23 protein-coding genes are annotated in these 24945 nt (G+C 51.9%); 12 read left to right on the plus strand and 11 right to left on the minus strand.

What is annotated here, in order from left to right; all coding sequences use genetic code 11:
* Positions 1-4 precede the first annotated feature (4 nt).
* Together JFC11_RS08870 and JFC11_RS08875 are read right to left on the minus strand one after the other, a co-directional pair.
* Positions 5-1510 (minus strand): AbgT family transporter, encoded by a 1506-nt coding sequence (locus tag JFC11_RS08870; RefSeq protein ID WP_095603603.1) that lies wholly within the window; start codon positions 1508-1510, stop codon positions 5-7.
* A 60-nt stretch (positions 1511-1570) separates the two neighbouring features.
* Positions 1571-2725, minus strand: coding sequence for a M20 metallopeptidase family protein (locus JFC11_RS08875; RefSeq protein ID WP_095603604.1), 1155 nt, complete (start codon positions 2723-2725; stop codon positions 1571-1573).
* A gap of 365 nt (positions 2726-3090) precedes the next feature.
* On the opposite strand from JFC11_RS08875, the gene JFC11_RS08880 reads away from it, so the two are divergent.
* Both JFC11_RS08880 and JFC11_RS19085 read left to right on the plus strand, forming a co-directional pair.
* Positions 3091-4407, plus strand: coding sequence for an MFS transporter (locus tag JFC11_RS08880; protein ID WP_198349302.1), 1317 nt, complete (start codon positions 3091-3093; stop codon positions 4405-4407).
* Between the two features lie 34 nt (positions 4408-4441).
* Positions 4442-4573, plus strand: coding sequence for a hypothetical protein (locus tag JFC11_RS19085; protein ID WP_269438877.1), 132 nt, complete (start codon positions 4442-4444; stop codon positions 4571-4573).
* A gap of 33 nt (positions 4574-4606) precedes the next feature.
* On the opposite strand, the gene gltS is transcribed toward JFC11_RS19085, so the two are convergent.
* The 6 genes from gltS to mapR all read right to left on the minus strand — a co-directional run bounded on the left by gltS (position 4607) and on the right by mapR (position 10357).
* Positions 4607-5812, minus strand: coding sequence for a sodium/glutamate symporter (gene gltS, locus JFC11_RS08885; RefSeq protein ID WP_198349304.1), 1206 nt, complete (start codon positions 5810-5812; stop codon positions 4607-4609).
* Positions 5813-5890: 78 nt separating this feature from the next.
* Complete coding sequence (hutG, locus tag JFC11_RS08890; protein WP_198349501.1) at positions 5891-6811, minus strand: formimidoylglutamase; 921 nt, start codon at positions 6809-6811, stop codon at positions 5891-5893.
* Positions 6812-6837: 26 nt separating this feature from the next.
* Positions 6838-7548 carry an IclR family transcriptional regulator gene (locus tag JFC11_RS08895; protein ID WP_198349306.1) on the minus strand — a complete coding sequence of 237 codons (711 nt, stop codon included), beginning with the start codon at positions 7546-7548 and terminating at the stop codon, positions 6838-6840.
* 210 nt (positions 7549-7758) lie between these two features.
* Positions 7759-8610 (minus strand): sensor domain-containing protein, encoded by an 852-nt coding sequence (locus tag JFC11_RS08900; RefSeq protein WP_198349308.1) that lies wholly within the window; start codon positions 8608-8610, stop codon positions 7759-7761.
* Between the two features lie 102 nt (positions 8611-8712).
* Positions 8713-8835 (minus strand): DUF2474 family protein, encoded by a 123-nt coding sequence (locus tag JFC11_RS08905; protein WP_084183612.1) that lies wholly within the window; start codon positions 8833-8835, stop codon positions 8713-8715.
* Between the two features lie 112 nt (positions 8836-8947).
* On the minus strand, positions 8948-10357 hold the full coding sequence (gene mapR, locus JFC11_RS08910) for a GntR family transcriptional regulator MpaR (protein ID WP_089040994.1): 1410 nt from the start codon (positions 10355-10357) through the stop codon (positions 8948-8950).
* Positions 10358-10666: 309 nt separating this feature from the next.
* Between mapR and ccoG the strand changes: the two genes are divergently transcribed.
* From ccoG to JFC11_RS08925, 3 genes are all read left to right on the plus strand, one after another.
* Positions 10667-12127, plus strand: a complete 1461-nt coding sequence (ccoG, locus tag JFC11_RS08915) for a cytochrome c oxidase accessory protein CcoG (RefSeq protein WP_198349310.1) — start codon at positions 10667-10669, stop codon at positions 12125-12127.
* 313 nt (positions 12128-12440) lie between these two features.
* Positions 12441-14180 (plus strand): sensor domain-containing protein, encoded by a 1740-nt coding sequence (locus tag JFC11_RS08920; protein WP_198349312.1) that lies wholly within the window; start codon positions 12441-12443, stop codon positions 14178-14180.
* 47 nt (positions 14181-14227) lie between these two features.
* A complete protein-coding gene (locus JFC11_RS08925) occupies positions 14228-15043 on the plus strand; it encodes an alpha/beta fold hydrolase (RefSeq protein WP_198349314.1) in 816 nt (271 codons plus the stop codon).
* 156 nt (positions 15044-15199) lie between these two features.
* Here JFC11_RS08925 and JFC11_RS08930 read toward each other — a convergent pair whose 3' ends face one another.
* The 3 genes from JFC11_RS08930 to JFC11_RS08940 form a co-directional block, all read right to left on the minus strand.
* Complete coding sequence (locus JFC11_RS08930) at positions 15200-16357, minus strand: linear amide C-N hydrolase (RefSeq protein WP_231657904.1); 1158 nt, start codon at positions 16355-16357, stop codon at positions 15200-15202.
* Positions 16358-16541: 184 nt separating this feature from the next.
* The gene (locus JFC11_RS08935; RefSeq protein ID WP_038478965.1) at positions 16542-17915 is read right to left on the minus strand and encodes a heavy metal sensor histidine kinase; all 1374 of its coding nucleotides are present in this window, start codon (positions 17913-17915) and stop codon (positions 16542-16544) included.
* Positions 17915-18586, minus strand: a complete 672-nt coding sequence (locus JFC11_RS08940) for a heavy metal response regulator transcription factor (protein ID WP_198349316.1) — start codon at positions 18584-18586, stop codon at positions 17915-17917. The genes JFC11_RS08935 and JFC11_RS08940 overlap by 1 nt, the downstream gene beginning before the upstream one ends.
* A gap of 135 nt (positions 18587-18721) precedes the next feature.
* Between JFC11_RS08940 and JFC11_RS08945 the strand changes: the two genes are divergently transcribed.
* The 7 genes from JFC11_RS08945 to JFC11_RS08975 all read left to right on the plus strand — a co-directional run bounded on the left by JFC11_RS08945 (position 18722) and on the right by JFC11_RS08975 (position 24885).
* Positions 18722-19213, plus strand: a complete 492-nt coding sequence (locus JFC11_RS08945; protein WP_038478958.1) for a GlcG/HbpS family heme-binding protein — start codon at positions 18722-18724, stop codon at positions 19211-19213.
* Positions 19214-19260: 47 nt separating this feature from the next.
* Positions 19261-19671: a hydroxyisourate hydrolase gene (uraH, locus tag JFC11_RS08950; protein ID WP_038478956.1), complete on the plus strand. Its 411-nt coding sequence runs from the start codon at positions 19261-19263 to the stop codon at positions 19669-19671.
* A gap of 102 nt (positions 19672-19773) precedes the next feature.
* A complete protein-coding gene (locus JFC11_RS08955) occupies positions 19774-19950 on the plus strand; it encodes a hypothetical protein (RefSeq protein WP_009723019.1) in 177 nt (58 codons plus the stop codon).
* Positions 19951-20264: 314 nt separating this feature from the next.
* Positions 20265-21203: a sugar ABC transporter substrate-binding protein gene (locus JFC11_RS08960; RefSeq protein ID WP_038478954.1), complete on the plus strand. Its 939-nt coding sequence runs from the start codon at positions 20265-20267 to the stop codon at positions 21201-21203.
* Positions 21204-21360: 157 nt separating this feature from the next.
* Positions 21361-22371, plus strand: a complete 1011-nt coding sequence (locus JFC11_RS08965) for an ABC transporter permease (protein ID WP_038478951.1) — start codon at positions 21361-21363, stop codon at positions 22369-22371.
* 16 nt (positions 22372-22387) lie between these two features.
* Complete coding sequence (locus JFC11_RS08970; protein ID WP_038478948.1) at positions 22388-23347, plus strand: ABC transporter permease; 960 nt, start codon at positions 22388-22390, stop codon at positions 23345-23347.
* Entirely contained in the window at positions 23344-24885 is a 1542-nt protein-coding gene (locus JFC11_RS08975) for a sugar ABC transporter ATP-binding protein (RefSeq protein ID WP_038478945.1), read from the plus strand. Before JFC11_RS08970 ends, JFC11_RS08975 begins: the two co-directional genes overlap by 4 nt.
* Positions 24886-24945: the final 60 nt, after the last annotated feature.

Here is a 24945-nt window from a genome sequence, read left to right on the forward strand (position 1 = left end):
AGTATCAGTTAGCCATCATGTATACGCCTGGGCCAATTGGCCAGCCCATGGCCAGCCAGAACATCAAAAACGCTGACCAGGCGAGCAAAAAGCCTATGGCTAACGGCAGCATGGTGGCTATCAACGTGCCTAGCCCCATATCTGGCTTATAGCGCTGCATATACACCAGTGCTACCGAAAAATATGGGCTCATAGGGGAGATGATGTTCGTGCTGGAATCGCCTATGCGGAACATTGCCAATACAAAAGCTGGATCGAAGTCGATCATCATCAGCATCGGCACGAATACCGGGGCCATTAATGCCCACTGAGCGGAGCCGCTGGTCATAAAGACGTTCAGCACTGCGCTCATCGCAATAAACGCGCCTACTAGCGGTAGCCCGGTAAATCCGGTGCTTTGCAGAATATTGGAGCCTTCAATAGCAATAAATTGCCCCAATTCTGACCAGCGGAAATAAGCAATAAACTGCGAAATGGCAAAGAACAGTACTAGGGTAGGTGCTAAGTCACTGGCAGACTCCGCCATGCGTTGTGGTACATCACGGCTGCTGGTGATCTTGTCGGTGGTGATGCCGTATACCAAGCCAATAGTGACGAAGTAGCCAAACATCAGTGGCACGAGTGAGCGCAAAAAGGGCGAGGGGATCAAGCCGCCCTCTTCATTGCGCAGTGGTGATGCCTCGGGCACCACGGCAATTAAGATCAGCGCTAGGTAAATCAGTGTGGCAATACCTACCCGCTTTAGGCCGCGCTTTTCTGCGTCGGTTAATGCCGGTTTTATAATGTCAGTTTTAAAGTCTTTGCTTATCGGTAGGGTGCGTTGCAGCCTCGGCTCTACGATCTTATCGATGACTAACGTGCCAACAATTGCCAGCACAAACACTGAGCAGGCCACAAAGTAGTAGTTATCAACAGGTGAGACGTAGGCGTCTGGGTCTACCAAGCGTGCGGCCTCCGTGGTTATGCCAGCAAACAGCGCATCCCCGACGGTAATGAACAGGCTGGCATCAAACCCGGCGCCTGCCGCTGCGTAGGCGGCAGCTGCACCGGCGATTGGGTGACGGCCCACCGAGTAGTACACCATGGCGGCTAGCGGGATCAGGATCAGGTAGTTGGCATCGGAGGCAATACTGCCGCAAATACCTGCCATAAAAACGCAGAAAGTGAGCAGAGCGGGTGGTGCTTTCGCCACGCTCACCTGCATCAAGGTCGACATTAAGCCCACTTTATCGGCCAAACCAATGCCAAACATCACCACCAAAATAAGGCCGAGGGGAGGGAAGTTAACGAAGTTACTGACCACGCTGGTCAGCATAAACTCAATGCCATCAGCCGATAGTAGACTGCGTACCTGCACCACTGCGTCGGTTTGCGGGTTAACCGCTGAAACGCCGAGTGCGGCAAGCAGGGCTGAGACGACCACAACTACGCCAGCCAAAATGACAAAGAGAATAAACGGGTGTGGGAGCTTATTACCCACACGCTCAATAGATGAAAGAACACCTTGCATCGTATAAATCCTTTTTACTTAACGTTATTTTTTTAATCGTAATAAGAGGCCTGCAGAGAATTACGCTCGTGCTAACAGCTCTTTTGCCAGCGCCACAAACATCCCGCCTGCGACCGGCAGAACAGCATCGTTAAAGTCGTAGTGCTCGTTGTGCAGATAGGCGCTATCGCCATTACCGACAAAGAAGAAACACCCCGGTACTTCCTGCAGGTAGAACGCGAAATCTTCGGCACCCATAGTGGGCATATAGTCCAGCTGCTGAATGTCGTGGCTTACTGCGTGTTTGTAGGCAACCGCTAACACACGTTCTGACCACGCAGGGTCGTTAACCAGGGGGGGCACCTGGTGTAGGTGTTCCAGATGAAACTGCGCACTGTGGGCTGCGCATACGCCAGCGGTTACCTGCTCAAGCTTGCCTGCAAGCGCTTCGCGTGAAGAGGGGCGGTCGCTGCGGATATTCACTAGCAGCTCGGCTTGGCCAGGAATCACATTGGCGGCATCGCCCGCATGGAAAGCAGCTACAGTGATCACGCCTGCTTCCAGCGGCGATTTGTGGCGGCCCACTAACCCTTGCAACTGCTGTACCAGCGATGCCCCGACATAAATAGGATCTACCGCCAAGTGCGGCATGGCGGCATGGCCGGAAATACCTTCGATAGTGATTTTATAAGTGTCGTTACCGCCCATAGCCGGCCCGGGTTTAACAAACAGTTGGCCTGTTGGGAAACCAGGGCGGTTGTGGTAGCCAAATATCGCGTCCACCTTGGGGTTTTCCAATACCCCTGCCTTGACCATGATGTCGGCACCATTGCCACCTTCCTCGCCAGGCTGAAATAGCAGTTTAATGTGTCCACATAGCTCGTCACGCAGCGCCATGATGGCCTCGGCAGCCAACAAAAGCGTGGCGGTATGCCCATCGTGACCACAGGCATGCATCAAACCTTGCCGTTGGGAGCGATGCTCAAATGTGTTGGCTTCCTTGATGGGTAACGCATCCATATCGGCGCGAAAGGCAATCACTGGCCCTTCGCGACCGGTCGCTAGCTCAGCCATAACGCCTGTAGTGGCAATACCTTCGGTAACGCGATAGCCAAGCGCTCTTAGCCGCTCCGCGACCAGCGCGGCGGTGTTATTTTCCTGGAATTTAAGCTCGGGCTGCTGGTGTAGCCGATGCCGCAAAGCAGTGGCTTCACTAACTTGTTTATCTGAAAACATTTCCTATCCCTACTGATGTCGGTGCCTTTATTCGGCTTTTTGTAAGCTAAGCGACTTGGCGGGTAGAAAAGAGTCGTTTTAATGACGAATTTGTTGCTTTCAAAGCAACGGTGATGGGTTGATACAACCGAAGTGACTTCTTAGCGATGTTATCAACGCCCTTGGCAGCTAGCGGTGAAACTTTCAGTGTCACCTTCTTTTAATGCTTATTTTTAACTTAAGCACTCTGCGTATCGACTAAATCATACCTCTTTGCGGCAGCCACACAGCCGGAGATTGCAATCACCCAGCGAAGTAAGCTATTGGTGGCGCAGTTGATAGATCAGCTTGATGCACAAGACACACACGGCCGTGGAGTGCTCGGTATGAAAACCTTGTCGAACATGGGGTTCGCCCTATTTGGTGCAGCGCTGGTAGCAATTAGCTATGGACTTGCGCGCTTTGCGTTTGGTTTGTTTGTGCCTTCCATTAGCGCCGAGCTAGAACTGACAGCGTACTTGGTTGGCATTATTGGGGCGCTGCCGTTTATTAGTTTTGTCTTGGCGACGTTGTTCGCACCGCTTGCAGCCGATCGGTTCGGTGCGCGTAATTTGGCGGTGTTGTCAGGTGGATTTGGTGTGGCTGGCCTTGTCTTTATCAGCCAGTCGTCTGGCGCCTTATCGCTCGGCGTAGGTGTGTTTGTCTGCGGGATTTGTACCGGTTTGATGATGCCCGCTCTGACGGCTGCTATGCAGGCGCTGGTGAGCCGAACAATGCATGGCCGCGTTAGCTCTATCATGAATGCTGGCACCAGTATTGGCATTATCGTAGCAGTGCCGACGGTCGTTTTCCTGGCCGATGCGTGGCGCTTTACCTACACTAGCTTTGCCGTTATGGCAGGCTTAGGGGTCATTGCTGCCTGGTACTTTATTCCTTCGGTCTCTCGGGTTGTGCCAGCGAATGCGGCGCCGCCACCGCCAATCACGCGGCTACAGTGGTCGCGCCTTACCCGGCTATCGCTCTTTGCTTTCGCTATGGGGTTTGTGTCTTCGCCGTTCTGGCTTTTTGCGCCTGATTTGGCCGTTACCCTTGGTGGGTTGCCTCCTAATCAAACTGGTTGGCTTTGGTTTGCCGTAGGACTTGCTGGGCTTGGAGGTGCCGTAGTGAGTGATTTGGCTGACCGTAATAACCCTCCTATTACGCAGGCATTAATGTTAATGATGCTGTCTTCAAGCTTGGTGTTGCTTGCTGCCAGTCCAGGCCAGTTAGCATTGGCGATATTTTCCGCCATGGTGTTTGGACTTGCTTACATGAGCTTAACGGGACTGTATCTGATGACGGGGATTCGGCTATTGCCGGGGCGGCTTTCCATGGGGCCAGTCTTGCCTTTTATGGCCTGTGCGCTTGGGCAGGCAGTAGGATCGCCGGTTGTTGGTATGCTGGTGGACGGCTTTGGTTATGCCTATGCATTTTCGCTATTTTCTGTCGTTGGTATTGTGGTGGCGATTATATCGCCAGCTTATCCTGGCCACATTGATTACTGGGCAGACTTGGTGGAAGAGTCAGTTGAAGAAGAACCACTGCAAGAGGAGCAGTCCGCTGCTGAAGAGACGGGGCTTCAAGCAGCATATGATCACCAATTGCTGGATGAGAATGGCGAGCCCATCGAAGAGCCCGTTACTAAAGAGGATAACGTGTCCTAATGCGCTGCTGTTTGGCGTTATACGGTCGAAATCCATGGAGGAGTTGGAGCAGGTGCCTGGGGAGCGCAATTTGCCGCGAGGGTTTGCCTTCACCGGTAGCAGAGGTGTGGCTAGAGGTAATGAGTACCTTCGCGGCATCGGCGACAAAAACGACAACGCCAGCTGAATCCAGAGGCTAGCGTTGTCGGACGAACATTGATCAGGCGAAGGCGTTCAGACACCAGGTAATGGCGGGGATGGCGACAATATCGATCAGCACGGCGCCGCACAGCGGGACGATAATGAAGGCCTTATGCGACACCACACGATAGTGCTCGCACACCGCGCTCATATTCGCCACCGCATTGGGAGTAGCGCCTAGACCGTGGCCAATAAAGCCCGCGGTAAGCACTGCGGCGTCGTAGTTGCGGCCCAGCAGATGGAACAGCACCACCACGGCCAGGAAGACGATGGCCAAGGTCTGCACCAGCAGGATTAATAGCAGTGAGCCGCCCATCTCCTGGAGCTGCCAGATCTTGAGATTCATCATTGCCATGGTCAGGAACACGCCCAAGGCTACGTCGCCCAGGGTGGCGAGGGCGTTGTCTGGCATGCTGACCCAGTGGAAGCGATCATTAAGATTGCGTAGCAGGATGGCGACAAACATGGCGCCCACATAACTCGGCAGGATGACCCCTAGGTGAGTTGACAGGGCCTCTTTGAACCACACTCCCAGTACCATGATCGGTACTACGACGGCCAGCACGCGCAGCAGGGTACGGCTGTCGATGGGCGCTTGGGTGGGGCGCTCCTCGGCTTGCAGTTTCTCCAGATCATGCACGTCCTCGGCGACAACCGGAATCTGCCGACGGTCGATGATCCAGCGGGCGATGGGCGCGCCGATCACACCGCCGACAATCATGCCGAAGGTGGCAGAGGCAATGGCGGCAGTAGTGGCACCCTGGGCACCCAGGGCTTCCGCCTCAGGGCCAAAGGCCGCTGCTGCGCCAAAGCCGCCCTCTAAGGAGGTGGCTCCGGCCATCAGGCCGATCAGCGGGTCGAGGCCAAGCAGGCTGGCCATGCCAATGCCCACGCCGTTCTGCATCAGCGCCAGCAGCCAGCAGGCCACTAGATAGATGCCCAGCGCCTTACCGCCCTTCTTGAGCAGCGCCAGGCTTCCACCCAGGCCCACGGTGGTGAAGAAGGCGATCATCAATGGACTCTGCATCGCCGTGTCAAGCTCGAAGGTAACCAAGCCAAGATCGCGCAGCAGCCAGGCCAGCAGGGCGAAGCCGAAACCGCCGATCACTGGGGTAGGGACGCAGAAGTGTTCCAGCCAGTTGAGCCGGCGCTTAAGCCCGGCGCCAAATGCAAGCAATATCAGCGCCAGTGCCGTGGTGGACACGGCATCCAGAGTAAAGTGCATGTTGATGCTCCATGAGTTGTTGTGTGCCGCTCAGGGCGGTCGGGTAGGGGTGGCCGTTGACGACCGGTTAATCGTTGGTTAGCGCGCCAGGCGCTCGACCAGACGGGCCGCAACACGGGCCGTTCGCGCGTCTATATCCAGGCTTGGATTGAACTCGGCTACGTCCACTACTGGCAGCGCAACGCGTGCGGCTAGATGATCAATGACATCCTCAACCAGGGACAGCTCGATGCCCCGGGCGGAAGGGGCGCTGACGCCCGGGGCAATCCAGGCTGGTAAGGCGTCTAAGCAGATGGTGAGGTAGAGCCAGTCGACCTGTGTCAGCAGCCGCTCCAGAGCGGCTTTCATCGCGGGGCTGTCCAGCGAGCGACACTGCTCGTCGAGCACCCACTCCACTCCCAACGACTCGGCGCGGGCGAAAAGCGCTGGCGTATTGCCGCCACGATTCACTCCAAGGCAGGTGTAGTGGAAGTCGATGCCCGCCTCTTGGCACAGCTCGGCGCACTGCCGAAAGGGCGTGCCGGAGCTGGCGCGCTCGGCCTGGCGCAGATCGAGATGGGCATCCAGATTGAGGATGCCTAGGCGTGGCATCGTCGCCTGACGTTGGGCGTGAGCCAGCAGTCCCGAGAAGCTAGCGAAGGCGATCTCGTGGCCGCCGCCTAAGCCGATGACCCGGTGGCCCTGTTCGAGCAGCTCGGACACCCGCCCGGCGAAGGCTTGCTGAGCGTCCTCTAAGTTGTCGCCCTGGCAGACCACATCGCCGGCATCATACAGCGGTGTCGTCAGGTGATACGCCTGGTTGGCTAGCTGGCGACGCAACACCAGGGGCCCTTCACTGGCCCCCGTCCGCCCTTGGTTGCGGGCTACGCCAGCATCAGAGCAGAACCCTAACAAAGCGCGCCCCGGCGCCTCGGCCCGAAAGGCCGGACGCATCACCTGATGCCAGCGCCGTGCGTCACCTGCCTCTGTGCTATCGACCCGGCCTTGCCAGGGCGCCATCAGCGCCGCCTCATTATCTGCTTGTGTCACTGCAGGAGTTCTCCCAATCGTTGTGCACTGAGGCGCGTGGCCTCGCTCAGAGTCTTGGCTCGGTCTTGAGCCCGAGCGCTGGGGGCCATCACACTGATCACCGCCTTGAGACGACCGCGGCCGTTGAACACTGGGGCACTGGCGCCCCATACTCCTTGATCGATTTCGCCCACGCTGACCGCCACGCCCCGTAGGCGAATGGTCTCGAGATCGATCAGGGCATCGTCCCGCTCCGCCTCCGAGCGAAGCATCAGCGCCATCTGGCGCTCTTCATCGCTCATCCAGGCCAGCAGCGCCCGAGCGCTGGCGCCCTTGAGTAGCGGTTGCACCTGGCCCCGGTGGTAGCAGCAGCGCAGCGGCTGTGGACTATCGATCATCTCTACGCAAAGGGCGTGGTCACGCACCGCCACCAGTAGCGCCGAGCTCTCCTGAGTGGTCTCAGTCAATTCGGTCAGCACTGGGCGAGCCCAGCGAAGCAGCTCGTTGTGGTGTTCGAAACCTTGGTGCAGACGCACCGCCTGAGGGCCCGGCGCATAGGTGCCGCCCTCGCGTTCGCTGACTAGGCCCCAGGCCAAAAGTTGGCGCAGGTGGCGATATGCGGTCGAGACTGGCTGAGCGGTCAGCTCGGCCAGCGACTTCACCGTCATTGCTTCCCCTTGATTTGCTAGGCAGCACAGTAGCGCTAGCATCCGGTCGGATGGCCCCATCGCAATTACCTCAAATTTTGATAAACGATACGCAGCAAAATAGATAAAAGAAAAAAAAGTTATCAATTTTTGATAATTAAAATTCTTAGACTTTAGTCTTGATATGGGAAGGCGGGGTATTGTCGGCGTGAAATAGCAAGGGGTAACGCGATGTTCCAGCGGCATCAGCAACGTCGGATTTTTTAAAACGCCTAACGCAATGGTTGTGCTTTACCGATGCATTTTCACTCTGTACATCGCGCTATCAGCATGCCAGAGCAGCGTATCCGCATCGTCCCCATCGGCGGGATAACAGGCTGTACCAATACTGCAAGACGGCATGTTGATCGCTCCAAATTCTGCGCCCAGCGGCTCGGCCATGATGGCGAGAATCTGATTTACCTTGTGTGTAACGGCCTCCATTGATTGGATGCCCGTCAGTAGAATAGTAAATTCATCACCGCCCATGCGCGCGGCCGTGTCTGTTTGACGTAGACAGCTTTCCAGTCGCCGAGCCACTGTACAGAGCACTTCATCTCCTATGGCATGTCCATAGGTATCGTTAATCAGCTTGAAGTCATTAATATCCAGAAACAGCAGCGCAAGGCCGCTCTGGTGGCGATGAGCCGCGCCCAAGCCTGAAACGAGCCGATCATAGAAGAGTGATCTATTCGTCAGCTTTGTTAGTGGATCGTGATGGGCAAGGAAGCGTAATTCTTCTTCGGCTTGTATTAGGGCTGTTACGTCTCGAGCAACGCCGATGCGAACTTCTTCGTCTTCATACCAGCGAGCAGACCATAGAATGTGCACAGTGCTGCCATCCTTGCGGAGGTAGCGGTTGCGGAAATCGATGTGTTGTTGACCGCTCATGACCCGCACAATGGAAGCTTGCGTGAGCGCGAGATCGTCAGGATGCATGTAATGGGTGATTAAAGTGCCGGTCAGTTCATCAGCACGGTAACCAAGCAGTGACTCGCAGGCATCACTCACAAACAGGATCTGATGGTCTTTATCGACCACGAAGACCGTGTCCAGCATCAGATGCACTAGTTTGGGATAGAGCGCTTGCAGGTCAATTGGCATAGGCTAATCCGGTTAACATTGTTCAATGGCAGGCAAGTTGCCAAAGAGCGATCATAACCTATGACCCAATGTCTAATACGTTGACCAGACAACGTAAGTCTTTTAGCTGGTTAAGCCCACTAGCCCCATCATGAGCTTAATTCCCAGTGAAAGCAGTAATAGAACACCAACACTCGAAAACCAAATGATCATTAACCAGCCTAAGCGCCTAGCGAGTGGTTCTATCTGGCTATTTGCTAGATTACTTTATTAGTAGATGTTCTTCATGGCAGGCTTAGTTTTTAACCAAAAAACCATATCAGTTAGGAAGAGGGGTGAGCTACAGAGCGGCAGGGATTTAAAACAGAGTTAATAGCTGTCCTAGGGTTTCCATGCCCCGCTCGCTGCGTGCTGTCCACGGGTGGCCATAGCTTAAGCGTACGCAATGCCGGAACTGCTGAGTTGCGGAAAAAATGGGGCCTGGCGCCAAGCTAACACCATGGTCGAGCGCCATGTTGAATAAGCGTAGTGAATCAACTTTTTCAGGAAACTCTACCCATAAAAAGTAGCCGCCATCAGGCCGAGTGATACGTGTTTGGGTGGGAAAGTAGCGATCTGCAGACGCCAGCATACTACCTTGTTGGGCTTCTAGAGCGTGGCGGAGCTTACGTAAGTGACGGTCATAGCCGCCGTGCTGTAAATAGTCGGCAATGGCTGCCTGTGCGGGAATGGAAGGCGAAATAGTCGTCATTAACTTCAGTCGTGAAATAGCTTCGGCGTAGCGCCCTCCCGCTACCCAGCCAACGCGATAGCCAGGCGCCAAACATTTCGAGAAAGAGCTGCAGTGAATGACTAGCCCCTCATCATCAAACGCTTTCACTGGGGTAGGCGGTGTGCTGCCAAAGTACAGCTCGGCATACACATCATCCTCTAGCATGGGGACTTGGTGCTGCTTTAATAGTTGATAAAGGGTCTGCTTTCGTTCATTGCTTAGGCTGGCGCCGAGCGGGTTTTGCAGATGGCTCATAAACCAGCAGGCTTTGATAGGTAGCGACGCCAATCGCTCTGCTAGCACATCAAGGTCGATACCCTCGCGTGGATGCACTGGAATCTCCACTGCACGCAGTTTTAGTCGCTCCAATACTTGCAGGCTGGCATAAAACGCCGGGGACTCAACCGCCACCAAATCGCCAGGTTGGGTCACGCATTGCAGGGCTAAGTTGAGCGCTTCCATCGCGCCATTAGTAATCACCAGCTCTTCCATTGGAAGCTGAATGCCTCCCAGCATATAGCGGAGAGCGATTTGTCGGCACAGGTCGACATGCCCGGTGGTCATGTCGGCCACTACCTGCTGAGGAGAAAGCTCGCGCAGACCACGTGTCATGCTGGTGCTCAGCCGCGAAAGTGGGAAAAGCTCAGGGCTTGGGAAAGCTGACCCAAAAGGCACCGTTCGATCATCCTGCAGTGAGTCGAGCACCGAGAACACTAGCTCACTGACTTCTACTTCCGCGGGGTCGGTGGGCTGCAACGTCACACGTGGCTCGCCCAGCAAGCGCCGAGCATGTTCACGAACAAAATAGCCTGAGCGTGCTCGTGCCGTGATGAGACCGCGGTTTTCGAGTAAGTAGTACGCCTGAAACACCGTGGATGGGCTGATCCCATGGTGACGACTGGCCTGGCGAACCGACGGAATTCGCTCCCCAGGACCAAGCACGCCCTGACGAATCAGCGTGGCTATCTCATCGGCAAATTGTTCGTAACGTTTCATGGGATAAACCGTCGGTGCGTTGAGGATAGCACCAGGATACTCCATCACAGTTTTAGGTGGCACAGGTGAAACTCTCTGCTAGAGGGAAATGCCACTGTGACGGATGTGGGAAATTTAAAACAGGCTCAAATCCATTAATAAAAAGCATATCAGAAGGTAGCTTTATAAGCTGTTTAGGCTCAACTGATACGCAATATTTCTCTAAAACTGCGCCTGTTTGTTAGTCAGCGTAGTGGGGATAGTGGTGGTTAATAATCGGCGACGCCCCTCGACCGTATGACCTCCATTCCCTCTTTTCTGGATATCGGTATGACGCAACGCATTCCATTGCAAAACCTAACCACTGAGGCAGCGGTTGAACACCACTCGCCTGCATCTAATGATTCCCGCCACCAGCCTTTTAGTAGCAACCCGTCCAATAATAAGCCACCCCAGCTTGGACATATTTATGTGCGAGAAATTGGTGGTTTTTTTCAGCGCATCCGGCGCTGCTCAAACTGGTTGTTAATGGCGCTGTATTTTGGCTTGCCATGGATTAATTGGGGGGGGCGGCCGCTGGTGTGGTTTGATCTTGCTGCGCAAGAGTTCCATATTTTTGCGGCGACGTTTTATCCACAAGACTTTATCTTGCTCACCTGGATCTTGGTGTTGTGCGCGTTTGGCCTGTTTTTGATCACGGTAGCGGCGGGGCGCGTGTGGTGTGGCTATAGCTGCCCGCAAAGCGTTTGGACCTTTCTGTTTATCTGGTTTGAGCATCGCTTGGAAGGGCCACGGCACCGTCGCATACGTCGTGATAACGCATCACGTACCTTTGACACGCTTTGGCGCAAAATCGCTAAGCATACGGCTTGGTTGCTAATCGCGCTGGCAACGGGGATCGCCTTTGTCGGTTACTTCACGCCGATTAGAGCGTTGGTGGTAGATTTTGTCAGCTTGAATGCGCATCCCTGGGCGCTATTTTGGATCGGCTTCTTCACGGTTTTTACGTACCTGAATGCGGGTTGGCTACGCCACCAAGTATGCCTCCATATGTGTCCTTACTCGCGTTTTCAGTCGGCAATGTTCGACGCCAATACACTGATTGTTTCTTATGATGCTGCGCGTGGTGAACCTCGTCGTAATCATCATCAAAAGGGTGCTGAGGCATCCAGTGTTGGTGACTGCATCGATTGTGAGCTGTGTGTTCAGGTGTGCCCAACAGGTATCGATATTCGTGATGGACTGCAGTACGAATGCATTGGCTGCGCCGCGTGTATTGATGCCTGTGACAGCGTCATGGCACGGATTAATAAACCGCTTGGCCTTGTGCGGTATACCACGGAGCGCGCGTTGGAGGGTAAAGACACCCGTTTCTGGCGCCCTCAACTGATCGCCTATGCTGTGGCGCTGCTCTCTATGGTGGTGCTGCTCGTTGGCTTCTTAAACACCCGTGTGCCCATCGATGTAGATGTTGCGCGAGATCGCCAAGCGTTGTTTGAAGGTACTGAAAGTGGACGCATCGTCAACTACTACAACGTAACGCTGCGCAATCAAGATACCGATCCTCACCGCTATGTGTTAACGGCATCCGGCTTGCCAGGGCTGCGCTTACAAGGCATGGAAACCATTGACGTAGAGGCTAACGAGACTCGCCGCTTACGGGTTGCTCTCAGCGCCGATGAGGGTGTTTTGACTCAACCCAGCCACTCCATTGAGCTGCGCTTTACATCGCTGGAAGAACCATCGGTAACGCGTGTGAGTGAAACGCGTTTCCTGGGGCCGTCGAGATAACCGTCTTTTTCTTGGTCAAGATGATGACGTTGACTAGCTATGCTGCCTTCTAGAAAAATCTAGTGGGCAGCATCGGTTGTTGTTAGTGTTTTCTTCATATTTTCGTTAGTGCGCTTCACTTTTTTACTGCGCAACTTACAAGCGTAGGATATAGCGGGCGGTACCACTTGCAGAGTTCTTTATATTGATGTTTTTTTATATGACATCAATTGGTTACGTTATAAAAATAGCAAATTTTCTAATTATCAGAGATCATATGTAAATGTAAAAAACGCTTACGCATGAATCATTGCGGTATATTTCAAGGTAGAGCATGGTGACATCCAACTTATTTTCGCTTGATGATTTCCCAATAGGGTGCATGGTTACTGACTATAAGCGTCGGATTCTCTATAGTAATCGCTATCTTGAGCAGTATCACGGTTATTCAACGCGTGATTTATTAGGCGCCGATCTGTTCATTTTATTGAGCAAAGCGTCACAGATTATGTATGACACTTATATAGTGCCTATTTTAGTTCGGGAAAAGCAGTGCGACGAAATACGGCTTTCAATGGTGACTCGTTCTACAAGTACCCTACCAATCGTGGTGAATGTGCTTTGCGATGATAGTGCCAATGAGCGTATTTTCTGGAGTGTCAGTAGTTCTAGCCGATCTGACCAGTTATTTCAGGAGTTGACGGAGACTAAAAAGCTTCTTGAGCAGAAGATCTCTTTGCTACGCACTTTATCAGATACCGATCAATTGACCGGTTTACCTAACCGCGCGGCTTTGACCAAGCACCTTGATCAGAAAATCATTGATTTACAGAAAAATGATATGGCGTTCGCGCTTGCGTTTGTTGATCTTGATGGCTTTAAAGAGGTGAATGATCTCTATGGTCACCATATGGGCGATAGAATTCTTCAATTAGTAGCCAAGCGCTTGGCTACTAATTTAAGAAGCGACGATTTGATTGCTCGTTTTGGTGGCGATGAGTTTGTTGTTTTTTTGAATGGACGCTTTAGTGCCGGTTTAGTTGAAGAGTCACTTTCTCGACTTATTAATAAACTTTCAGAACCCTTTGATATAGATTCGGTGCTGTTAAAGCTCTCTGCCAGTATAGGCGTTACCCTCTATCCGCAATCGAAAGAGGTAGAGCCTGACCAATTGATTCGTCAAGCCGATCAGGCGATGTATCAAGCAAAGCTGTCAGGAAAAAATCAGATTTGTTTATTTAATGTGGGTAATGAACAAGTCCAAAAAGGCAAACAATCAGAGTTAAATGCTATTAGAGCTGCGATGGGCGCTAATCAGTTTGAGCTTTATTTCCAGCCCAAAATTAATATGCTCACGGGGAGGGTGATTGGAGCTGAAGCGCTCATACGCTGGAACCATCCCAGCGACGGATTAAAAGAACCCGCCACTTTTTTGCCTGTGCTGAATAATACGTCGACTGGCGTGGAGCTGGGGAGATGGGTTATCACTAGCGCACTTTGCCAGCTTCAGGAGTGGCTTCAGCAAGGACTGGATTTACATGTCAGTGTCAATATCGATGGGTATCACTTACAGCATTCCCAGTTTCTCTGCGATTTAAGCCACATACTTGCTGACTTTCCTGGTTTGCCAAAACAGCGACTTGAGCTTGAGGTTTTGGAAACAAGCACTATTGAGGATGTTAGCCATGTTTACTCGGTGCTCAATGCTTGCCGAATGATGGGAATCCGTATCTCGTTAGATGACTTTGGTACCGGGTACTCCTCTTTAAGCCATCTTAGAGACCTATCAGTTGATACACTAAAAATTGATCGTAGTTTCGTTCAAAATATGCTGTCTAGCGCTGGAGATTTAGCGATTCTTAAAGGTGTTATTGGTTTTGCCGGCGCATTCGAATGTGATTTGGTCGCTGAAGGTGTTGAAACGCTTCAACATAGCCAACAGCTTATTGAGCTTGGCTGCGAATGTGGGCAAGGATATTTTATTGCCCGTCCAATGCCTGCTCATGCCTTCAAACCCTGGGTTGAAGAGTGGCATCAGCACGCTTTTAAGAAGCAATTCAAACGTCATCGATAGTTAATTTTTGGTATATAAAACCGTTAAGCTAAGGGAGCAAAGCAAACGTGTTAACAAAAGAGCGAGTCATAGCTCGAAATAATGTAACCGTTGTTGGGTCAGGCAATAAAACCCTGATGCTCGCTCACGGTTTTGGCTGTGACCAACATATGTGGCAGTACCTTATCCCCCAGCTTGAAGAGCACTACACGCTGGTCTTGTTTGACTATGTAGGATCAGGTCAATCAACAATTTCTGCCTTCAGCGAGTCACGCTATAATACGCTGGAAGGTTATGCTCGTGATGTTACCGATATTTGTGATGCTCTCAATTTGAGCGAAGTGCATTTTGTTGGGCATTCTGTTAGTTGCAACATTGGCCTCTTAGCGGCCATTGCCAGCCCCGAGCGATTCGCTAGTCATATTATGATTTGTCCCTCGCCTTGCTTTCTCAATATGCCACCCAACTATTACGGTGGCTTTGAGCGTAGTGATCTGGAAGAACTTATTGGCTTAATGGATCGAAATTATATCGGATGGGCTAATTATCTGGCACCACTGATTATGGGGTCTGGGACGTCTCATGCGTTAATTGGAGAGCTCTCCAGCAGTTTCTGTTCAACCGACCCGTTAGTGGCGAAAACCTTTGCGCGAGCTACCTTCTTTTCGGATTACAGACATTTACTACCTCAAGCGAAACACGCGGCGCTATTGCTTCAAAGCGAAGTAGACTCCCTTGCTAGCCCGGAAGTAGGGCGTTATATCCATGTGCAAATGCCTCATAGCACACTGCGTGTTATGGCAAGCGAGGGGCACTGTATCCACATGACGCATCCAGAGCTTGTCGCTCGGGAAATTAACGCCTGGTTAGAGGGTAGGCGTTAACGTGTGAGTAGACCGTGTCGTAGGTTAGTTAGAGCTTGTAGGGCAAGAGGTGCTAGCTCTTGCCCTGGACGGTTCGCATAACGGCTTAGTATGTTTTATTACCTAGTGTGTTGTTTATAAAAGTATTTTATCGAATCAAGTTCTTCAGAGAATTGCTTATTGGCGTAAGGATGCGGTGGCATCTTGTGGGCCATGGACAACATCTTTAAGTTCGACGTGCCGTATTTCATCAATATCAGTTAGCTCATCTAAATCGAAATGAATATAGTTAAGGCTGTCGTAAGAGCGTATGTGGAAGTGCCGCTGCTGGAGGTCAATCAATGACGTCCAGGAGGTGTACTCAGACGTGTAGACGCGATTATTGTTAACGCCTGGGGCCGCAATGTTTTCAATAGAATCATGGAAACGGTTGTCGATAGTAATGCCGCGCGGACGGTCAAAATTATTCATGACGTGCGCCAGCGTGGTGATTGCATTATCAGCATCTTCCGCTTTTTCGGCAAACTGAGAATAGTAAACGGCGCGTACAAAGCGGCCAACCGATGTGTTTGAGGCGGGGAGCCCAGCAGTGGCGATGCCTGAATCAGGTTGGGCGAGTGTTACCCCATTAAGCTCCAATTTTGATTGATCAATGTTGCTTAAAAATGTGTAGTTGTTCAGGTTAGTCATATGCCAGGAAAATTCTGGCCCATTCGTCATAACACCTAGCGGGTTATCAATAATATTTTGTTCGCCGTTAGCAAACTCGATCACAATTGAATTACCCGTAGCGTCATGCAGGGTGTAATGGAACGGTGTTTTTAGTAACCCATGGGGTAGTAATGAAGTGACTAATACAGGTTGTTCTTCTAATGCCTGTTTGACTTCGTCGACTGTATCAAACTGAGAAAGCGTCCAGGCGCCTAAGTCGATAGCGGCTAGCACTGCTTGTGTGTTGTCGACCATATCTACGGGACCTTCGGTACTCGCGAATGCCAGCACGCTGAATGTTAGGCCTTTGTCATTAAGCCCTTCCGCTACTTTTACGTCTCCTGAGACTGGGTCAGGTACGCTAATCGCTACAAATGCGTTTTGACCAGTAAAGTCTAGTGCATGATGTTTGTCAGCTTGCGAACCAAAGGTAGTGCCTTCAGGAAAGTAAGATACCTTGTAAGGTAACTCCATGGGCAACTCCATGGTGCGGCCCGCATAATAGTGATCATTTGCGTCGCTATAGAGAAGGGAAGTGCAAGCGGATACGGTGGGTGCTATGGCGATACTGGCAACGGCGATACATAGCGGCGCTAAACGAGGTTTAGAAAGGCGTAGCATCATATATTTCCTCACAAAATCATTAAGAATTAACATACGTTACAGTAAACTATAGCGTAATTTATTAAAAATTAACTTAAGAAAACGTTAGTTTTTGTGAGGCTGATAGTTGTTATTTGTTTTTTAGATAATGCTAGGTGATAACAAAAAATAAGTTAGTGTGTTAAGTAAGAGAGTCGTAACCGTATCAGTGCGTGTCGTTAATGCTGAGTAAGAGCGTAAAGGTAGTGCCTTTTTCGGCATCGCTTTCGACCCGCACGTCACCTTTATGCCACTGAGCAATTGAGCGAACAATGGCTAGGCCTAAGCCGCCTGAGCCTGCCACTCCGCTTCGCGCTGGATCGCAGCGATAGAACCGTTCAAACACTCTTGGCAGATCGTCTGGTGAGATGACAGGCCCATGATTATGAATGTGTAACTCAATTTGGTTTTCAACGTTTTTGGTATAAATGCGGATAGGTGTTCCTGAACGTCCATGGCGTAGGGCATTAGCGATTAGATTGGCTAATGCCGTGCGCAATAGATCGCAGTTGGCAAGTACGCTACCACTAGTGTGATTTATCAATGTGCGGTTGTCGTCTTCCGCCATGCCCTCGAAGTAATCACATAGCTGGGTGACTAGCTCCCTGATATCGACGCGCTCCTTGGGAATATCACTTGATGGGCTTTCAGTACGGGCTAGGAATAGCAGGCTGTCGATCATTCTTGATAGGCGCTCATACTCTTCGATATTCGATTCAAGTACCTGGCGATATTCCAAATTACTTCTTTCCCGGCGCAACGTATGTTGTGTTTGCCCTAATAAATTGGTTAAGGGGGTGCGCAACTCATGAGCCATGTCGGCTGAGTGGCGAGAGAGTTGGGAGAATCCTTCCTCTAATCGACCCAGCATACGGTTCAGGCCTTGGCTAAGACGGTTGATCTCTTCCGTTTCCCCAGCCACGTTCAAGCGTCGATCCAATTGGCGAATGTCAATGCGGTTGGTCTGCTCAGCCAGGCGGCGCAGCGGTTGAAGCCCCTGTCGGCTGACGCCCCAGCCAAGCAAAAAAGCCAGTAATGCTCCAGTCACTAATGCCACCCATAGTTTGAGCCGATAGGCAGCGAGCATCTGATTTCGCTCATTTAGCAGCTTGCCTGCGACCAGAGTTAATGGCTGGCCATCTTGCTCAAGAGTGTGCCACGCCAGTCTCGCCTGGATCGATTCAGGCATATCACTAAAGCGAACGGATGGCGTCATTGGCAGTTCTGGCACGGGCACATTGCTGGGATTAACCTCAATGAGAACTTTTCCTTCACTATCAAGTACCCACAGCAGGCTGTCGCGATTGCCTAGCATGTTGGCATAGAGCTGAGGGCGCTGGTGAAGCATCGCGATGCTTTCGCTATCGTCAAGCAGCGCCTCCATACGTTCCAGGCGTCCATGCAGCATTTGGTCATCACGCCATGCTATTTCACGGGTTAACGAATGGTAGAGATAGGTGCCGATACTTCCCAGCAGTAGTGTGCTGACAAGGGCAAAAAGTAACGATAGGCGCGTTGCTAGAGAGTTTAATGCTGGCATTAGGAACGATCCTCAAGCACATAGCCCATGCCACGCTCGGTGTGGATTAGTTTAGTGGGAAAGGGGTCGTCGACTTTAGCGCGAAGTCGCCGTACAGCTACTTCAACGACGTTGGTGTCGCTGTCAAAGTTCATCTGCCAAACCCGAGAAGCAATATAGGTACGTGATAGCACTTCGCCTTCCCGGTCGAGAAACAGCTCTAAAAGCGCAAATTCTTTGTTGGTGAGTGCAAGTCGTTCGCCTTGGCGGGTGACTCGGCGGCGCAAAACATCCATTGCTAAATCGGCTACGCGAAAATGCTCTCTCTCGCGAGGCGGGCTGCGGCGTAACAGCGTACGTACTCGGGCTAATAGTTCGACAAACGAGAAGGGCTTTACTAAGTAATCGTCTGCGCCCAGTTCCAGCCCCTTGACGCGATACTCTACGGCATCGCGCGCGGTCAGAAAAAGCACCGGTACTTGGCTTCGCTGGCGGACCATTTGTAGTAACTGCCAGCCGTCAAGGCCGGGCAGCATGACATCAAGAATGATCAAGTCGAATTCGTACTCTTCAATGTAGTGCTGTGCATCATATCCATCGCGAACTACCTCAACAGCATAGCCCGATTCACCAAGCCCTCTGCTCAGGTAATCAGCGGTTTTTTGCTCGTCTTCTACTATCAGGATACGCATACAGTCACCCCGCGAAATCGACACAGAGTAGCCGGATCGGACGCTTTTTCACATTACAAATCTGTAATGCTGCCGTCAGGTGTTTGACGAGGTCGAGCTGTCAGGATGATGCCATCACTTGATAAGGAGACTTTCATGACATCACGACGTGCTCGCCTGCCTCTGCTTGGCGCTGTCTTGTTGGCCGGTAGCGTACTTGCCGATACCGGGCCGCTCCAGCAGCAGACACTGTCGCTAGATCTGGCTAATCGCTTAGTGAATGCCACCTTGGAAGCGTGTCATGCCGATGGCCGCACTGCGGTGGTCGCTGCAGTAGATCGTGGTGGCAATCTGGTTGCTTTGCAACGCGATGACAACATCGGCCCCCACAACACGTTGGCCGCCCAACGCAAAGCATTTACATCATTGTCGACGGGCAGTACTAGTCGCGCGTTATCTGAACATGCTCGCCAAGACCCTGAGTCGGCAAACCTAAACACGTTGGATGAATTGCTGCTGTTGGGGGGAGGTGTGCCGCTCCGAATCGAAGGTGAACTGATTGGTGCCCTTGGTGTTGCTGGGGCGGGTGGTTCTGCTATTGACGAAGGCTGTGCCCTAACGGCTATCGACAGCGTGATACCCCAGTAAATCCCACAAACACCGCTTTACTCCCATCACACTAAAAGGATGTTGTTATGAAACTATTGTCTGCTTTTTTTGCTGGTATTGCTCTTAGCAGTGTTGCTGCCACAGCACTGGCGGCTGATAACCCGCTGAGTGTTCATGTCCTCAATATTCAGAACGGCCAGCCATCTCCTGGCGTTGATGTGGAACTTGAGCGTCATACCGATACGGGCTGGGAATTGATGGCAACGGCAACTACCGACGATGCAGGCCGTGTATCAGCCCTTTACCCCACTGATGAAGCGTTCTTGCCAGGCACTTACCGTGTCACGTTTGAAACCGGTGAATGGTTTGAAGCGCATGACACCGCTACGTTTTTCCCCAATGTGCCAGTACCTTTCGTAGTGGAAGAGGCCGATCAGCACTACCACATACCGCTACTGCTTAGCCCCTACGGCTACTCAACGTACCGTGGGAATTAAGGTCACTGAGCAATCATTGATGAGTTGTTCTAGTTATTAACCGCTCTATTTATTAATAACTCAATTTATTAGTTAACCAATTAAAACGAGTGAGAATGAATAATGAAAGTAATTAATATCGTCGCTGCCATCGCTCTTGCACTGGTTTCTGGTGTTGCATTAGCGGAGCGCGGTTCGGGTGAAGATAATCAAATCGCTTACCCAGAATCAACGTCCCAGCAGCACAGCGGTGCTATTGGGCACAATGCCTTGGCTGATCTGCCTGACCGAAATCGTTAAGCCGCTATGGCGTGGTTTTATTAAACGTTTAGAGTAGGTGTATGCCCAGCGGCCTCTGTGATAGAGGCCGTTGTCGTTCTGTTCAGTAATCTTTCTCCTTTCCTTCCTTTCCTTCCTTTTCTTTCTGCTAAGACCTTGCTGATGAATGACCTGCATATCGTCGTGTTCAAGTAACAAAACAAAATAACCAGTTTGGTCATTTCTATACTTCGGTCACGTTGTGCTGGAACAAAGCTCAGCAGTAAGCTCCAAACCCAGGCTTGCATAGCCTGCAGGCTAAAAAACAATTACTAAAAAACGTCAGGAGTAACGCAATGTTCAAGAAAACCGCTATTGCCGTGTCGGTCATTATGATGTCGATCACGACGGCTCAAGCCGAAACTACCTACCGCATTGGCATTACCCAAAACAACGTCGGTGTCGATAGTTACCAAACAACCTATGAAAGCGCCTTTGAAGCCGCTGCAGAGCGCGCTGGCAACGTAGATATTGTCGTGCTGGATGCCGGTGGCGATGTCGCACGTCAGATTGGCCAGATGCAGGATCTTATTCAGCAGCGTGTTGATGCCATCATTATTTGGCCAACCAACGGCCAAGCGGTCATTCCTGCGATTCGCCAAGCGCATAACGCCGGCATTCCGGTGGTGGTTACTAACTCTAAAATTGCTGAAGCGGGTCTTGAGTTCATCGCTGCCTTTTCTGGGCCGGACAATGTTCAGCAGGGTATTTCATCTGCCGAGATGATGTGTGATGCCTTGGGCGGTGAAGGTCAAATCGTGCAGATTTCTGGTCAGCCGGGCTATACCACCGCGATGGAGCGTGCCGGTGGTTTTGAGGAGCGTCTTGCAGAAGCTTGTCCAGGCGTTGAGCTAATGGAAACTCAGCCGGGTAACTGGAACCGTGAGCGAGCCCAGCGGGTGATGGAAGACTTCCTGACCAAATATGACCGTATTGATGGTGTTTATTCCGGCGATGACAACATGGGCGTCGGCGCTTTAAATGCTGCCAATGGCGCTGGACGTGCTGATGAGATTATTTTCATTGGTGCTACTAACTTCGCTGTCGGCTACGACGCTATTGAGCGGGGTGAATACTACGGTTCCATCTATCAGTCACCTGTTGATGATGCGGAGGCTGCCCTAAAAACGGCTCTGGATGTATTGGCTGGCGAAGATATCCCGAAAATGAATTTCTTCGAAACGCCAAAAATCACTGCTGAAAACCTTGAAGAGTTCGACCGCCCGGTTTTCTAAAGGTAGAGCGAACGGTTTGGTGCCGCAGGTGTTGCCCACTAACACTGACACGGCGTGACCCTAAAGGCAGGTTTTCTGCGTCGGAGGCATGGTTAGCGTGAGAACAAACGTCGTGCTAATCGGTGTCTTCCGGGGTGATTTTATATAGGTGAATAGCATGGCTTCCGCAGAGCAATCAAAACCTAGGTTGCTGACGGGAAAGCTCAGCAAGGCTGGTATGCTGAGTTTTCTATCGGCACAAGGAATACTCATTTTTTTCCTGCTCAGTATGTTTGTTTTTTCGTTCTTTTCTGAGCAGTTCCTCTCTCAGTCCAACATCATGACCGTGGTACGTCAGGCGTCAATCATTGGCATCATCGCCGTCGGTGTCACCGTGGTGATTATCGGTGGCAACTTGGATCTTTCCGTTGGCTCGATGCTGTCATTTTCCACTGTTCTGGTGGTTGACCTACACGACAAGATTGGCCCCACCAACGCTATTTTGTTGATGTTCGTGCTGACCTTGATGATCGGTGCTGTGAACGGGTTTTTGATTGGTTTTCTGCGTCTCAATTCACTGATTGTGACCCTGGCGATGTTGTCGGCTATTCAAGGCTTCGTGCTGATTTACAGCGGCGGTCAGAACGTTGATATCGCCGATCAGCAAGGCACCTGGTTTGCCTTCTTTGGACGCGGCTATGTCGGTGGTATTGCGGTTCCCATTCTGATGTTTGGGCTACTGGCCATCGTAATGCAGGTAGTGATGTCCTACACCGGGTACGGTCGGCGCATCTTTGCGGTCGGTGGCAACCCGATGGCGGCGGTTTATTCCGGTATTCGTAAAAACTGGTGTGTGTTCAGCACCTATCTAATTTCAGCTTTTTGTGTGGCCTGTGCCGCCCTGGTACTTGGCTCACGGGTAATGGGCTCGCAAAACAACGTAGGCCAGGGCTACGAGCTGCTGGTACTGGCCGGCATCATTCTTGGCGGAACCAGTTTGCTCGGCGGTGCGGGCAGTATTTGGAAAACCGTGATTGGCGTGTTGATCCTGGGCTTTATCCAGAATGGCCTGCTGCTGATGGGCTACCCCTATTACATCCAGTGGATTGTGACCTGGGTGATTATCATCCTAGCCGTATGGCTGGATCTCGCTAACAAGCGTAAGCGCTTGTTCACGACCCACTCATAGCACGGAGGAAAACAGTATGTCGTTTATTAAAGGATTCTTCCGTGGCAGGACGAGTATCCAGCCTATCTGGGTGTTTGTTATCGCGCTCTTTATTTTCTTCAGCTTTATGTCGGAGTACTTCCTGTCGTTTGGCAACATCACCAATATTCTGGTGCAGACCTCAACGATTGGCCTAGTTGCGCTAGGCATGACCTTCGTGATGATCAACGGCAACATCGATCTGTCGGTGGGAGCAATATTGGGGCTTGCTGCATCGTTAGCGGTGGGTTTGCAGGAAGTGAGCATGACACTGGCGATTCTAGCGGCCTTGGGTTCAGGAATTTTGCTGGGCGCCCTGAATGGTTTTGTGGTGTGGAAAACCGGTGTCAACGCTTTCATCGTCACGCTAGGTGCCATGCTTGGTGTGCGTGGCCTGATCTTTCTGTACACCGATGAGCAGTCCTTCTTTGCCATGAACTTTGCGTTTGCAGACTTTGGTACCAGCACGATTGGGCCGTTTCCTGTCTTGGCGATTATTTTCCTAGCCTGCGCGTTAATTATGCACTTGGTGCTGACCCGTACCGGCCATGGCCGCAATACTTTTGCCGTTGGCGGCAACCCTGAAGCCTCCATCGATGCGGGCATCCGCCTGGGACGCCACATGATGATCAATTTTATTATTGTGGGCTTCTTTGCTGCCTTGGCAGGTGTATTGCTGGCCAGCCAGATGGGCGCAGCAACGCCAAACCTGGGGCGTGACTATGAGCTTTGGGTGATTACCGCGGTTGTGCTGGGCGGCACCAAGCTGACCGGTGGCTACGGCAGCATAGTAGGAACCCTGGGCGGCGTACTGGCGATTGGTATTCTGCGTAATGGCATGAACCTGATGCAGGTGCCTGCCTTCTACGTGCTGGTGATCCTCGGTGCGATCCTTATTTCAGTACTGATCATTGATAAGAAACTTAATGCGCCCTCGGCCAAGGAGGTGCGGATATGAATGCTCCCAACCAATCACGCCAGCCGATCGATGCTGCGCCAATACTTGAGCTTAAAGGCATCACCAAGCGCTTTCCTGGTGTTGTGGCACTCAACAATGTTGATTTCGATGTCCGTCCCGGCGAGGTACACGCCTTGCTTGGGGAGAATGGCGCGGGTAAATCAACCTTGATGAAGGTGCTGGCCGGTAAGCATCAAGCCAATGAAGGCAAGATTACTCTTGGTGGTGAGGAGATGGCCTTTGAAAACCCTAAGCATGCTAAGCGTGCAGGGGTCGTTCTGATCCATCAGGAGCAGTCGCTGGTACCGGAAATGACGGTGGCCGAAAACATCTTTCTGGGCAGCCTGCCAAGAAAGCCGTTCAACCGTGTTGACTGGCGTAAGCTGCGCGAGGATACCAATAAGATTCTTGAGACGCTCAAGTGCGGTTTTCAGCACGATGACTTGGTTGGGTCGCTATCGATTGCTAAAAAACAGATGGTGGAGATTGGTCGAGCGCTGGCGTTTACCCCACGCGTCGTGGTGTTTGATGAGCCGACGGCGTCGCTCACCGACCATGAAAAACCAGTGCTTTACGACGTGATCAACTCGCTATGTGAGCAGGGCGTGGGGATCGTCTATATCTCTCACCGCATGGATGAGATTTTCCATCTTTCCCACCGCATTTCAGTACTACGCGATGGCGAATACACCGGCACGGTCAATACCGCAGATACCAACGAAGACGAAATCACCCGCATGATGATCGGTCGCAGTTTGGAGCTTGATCATGCCAGTAAGCCCAGTGATTTTGGCAACAACCTGCTGGAAGTGCGTAACCTCTCAGTGAAGCGGGTGTTTGAGAACGTCAGCTTTAACGTGCGCAAGGGCGAGATTGTTGGCATGTATGGTCTCGTTGGAGCAGGGCGCTCTGAAGTGGCAGAAACCATCTTTGGTTTGCGAACACCTTCCGCTGGGGAAGTGATACTGGATGGTGAGGTTGTCAACTTTCGCAGCGCCCATGATGCAGTCGCCAGTGGCGTTGCGTTAGTCCCGGAAGACCGCAAAGACCAAGGGCTGATTCTGGGCATGAACTGCCGAGACAACATGACCCTGGCAAGCCTGTCTAGCGTGTCGTCAATGGGCTTTATGACCAGTTCTAAAGAGCGCGAAGTTTACGACAAATATCACCAAGCAATGAAAATCAAAACCCCCAGTTGGCGCCAGAAGGTAGGCAATTTAAGTGGCGGTAACCAGCAGAAGATTGTTATCGGCAAATGGCTGCATACCCATCCGAAGCTATTGATTCTTGATGAGCCCACCCGAGGCATTGATGTAGGTTCCAAGTCGGAAATTCACACCCTGGTGAAAGACTTGGCTAAATCCGGCTATGCGGTGCTGGTGATCTCTTCCGAGATGCCGGAAGTGCTGGGGTTGAGTAACCGCATTATCGCTATGTACGACGGCCGTGTGACCGCTGAATTTGATGGCGATAACGTCAGTGAGGACGAACTGGTTCAGGCGATTACCGGCATGGGCAGGCAGGCACAGGCGAGCTAGCTCGCTGTGTTGCGACTGATGTGCACTGCAAAGAGCACATACAGACCACTTCAAACGTAT

Source organism: Vreelandella alkaliphila (genome assembly GCF_016107625.1).
In the GTDB taxonomy this organism is placed as follows: Bacteria; Pseudomonadota; Gammaproteobacteria; order Pseudomonadales; family Halomonadaceae; genus Vreelandella; species Vreelandella alkaliphila.

What these genes read in the sequence shown, in the direction of transcription:
- JFC11_RS08870 (WP_095603603.1), bottom strand. Translation starts at nt 1,510, where the DNA reads ATGCAAGGTGTTCTTTCATCTATTGAGCGTGTGGGTAATAAGCTCCCA.
- JFC11_RS08875 (WP_095603604.1), bottom strand. Translation starts at nt 2,725, where the DNA reads ATGTTTTCAGATAAACAAGTTAGTGAAGCCACTGCTTTGCGGCATCGG.
- JFC11_RS08880 (WP_198349302.1), top strand. Translation starts at nt 3,091, where the DNA reads ATGAAAACCTTGTCGAACATGGGGTTCGCCCTATTTGGTGCAGCGCTG.
- JFC11_RS19085 (WP_269438877.1), top strand. Translation starts at nt 4,442, where the DNA reads ATGGAGGAGTTGGAGCAGGTGCCTGGGGAGCGCAATTTGCCGCGAGGG.
- gltS (WP_198349304.1), bottom strand. Translation starts at nt 5,812, where the DNA reads ATGCACTTTACTCTGGATGCCGTGTCCACCACGGCACTGGCGCTGATA.
- hutG (WP_198349501.1), bottom strand. Translation starts at nt 6,811, where the DNA reads ATGGCGCCCTGGCAAGGCCGGGTCGATAGCACAGAGGCAGGTGACGCA.
- JFC11_RS08895 (WP_198349306.1), bottom strand. Translation starts at nt 7,548, where the DNA reads ATGGGGCCATCCGACCGGATGCTAGCGCTACTGTGCTGCCTAGCAAAT.
- JFC11_RS08900 (WP_198349308.1), bottom strand. Translation starts at nt 8,610, where the DNA reads ATGCCAATTGACCTGCAAGCGCTCTATCCCAAACTAGTGCATCTGATG.
- mapR (WP_089040994.1), bottom strand. Translation starts at nt 10,357, where the DNA reads ATGAAACGTTACGAACAATTTGCCGATGAGATAGCCACGCTGATTCGT.
- ccoG (WP_198349310.1), top strand. Translation starts at nt 10,667, where the DNA reads ATGACGCAACGCATTCCATTGCAAAACCTAACCACTGAGGCAGCGGTT.
- JFC11_RS08920 (WP_198349312.1), top strand. Translation starts at nt 12,441, where the DNA reads ATGGTGACATCCAACTTATTTTCGCTTGATGATTTCCCAATAGGGTGC.
- JFC11_RS08930 (WP_231657904.1), bottom strand. Translation starts at nt 16,357, where the DNA reads ATGATGCTACGCCTTTCTAAACCTCGTTTAGCGCCGCTATGTATCGCC.
- JFC11_RS08935 (WP_038478965.1), bottom strand. Translation starts at nt 17,915, where the DNA reads ATGCCAGCATTAAACTCTCTAGCAACGCGCCTATCGTTACTTTTTGCC.
- JFC11_RS08940 (WP_198349316.1), bottom strand. Translation starts at nt 18,586, where the DNA reads ATGCGTATCCTGATAGTAGAAGACGAGCAAAAAACCGCTGATTACCTG.
- JFC11_RS08945 (WP_038478958.1), top strand. Translation starts at nt 18,722, where the DNA reads ATGACATCACGACGTGCTCGCCTGCCTCTGCTTGGCGCTGTCTTGTTG.
- uraH (WP_038478956.1), top strand. Translation starts at nt 19,261, where the DNA reads ATGAAACTATTGTCTGCTTTTTTTGCTGGTATTGCTCTTAGCAGTGTT.
- JFC11_RS08955 (WP_009723019.1), top strand. Translation starts at nt 19,774, where the DNA reads ATGAAAGTAATTAATATCGTCGCTGCCATCGCTCTTGCACTGGTTTCT.
- JFC11_RS08960 (WP_038478954.1), top strand. Translation starts at nt 20,265, where the DNA reads ATGTTCAAGAAAACCGCTATTGCCGTGTCGGTCATTATGATGTCGATC.
- JFC11_RS08965 (WP_038478951.1), top strand. Translation starts at nt 21,361, where the DNA reads ATGGCTTCCGCAGAGCAATCAAAACCTAGGTTGCTGACGGGAAAGCTC.
- JFC11_RS08970 (WP_038478948.1), top strand. Translation starts at nt 22,388, where the DNA reads ATGTCGTTTATTAAAGGATTCTTCCGTGGCAGGACGAGTATCCAGCCT.
- JFC11_RS08975 (WP_038478945.1), top strand. Translation starts at nt 23,344, where the DNA reads ATGAATGCTCCCAACCAATCACGCCAGCCGATCGATGCTGCGCCAATA.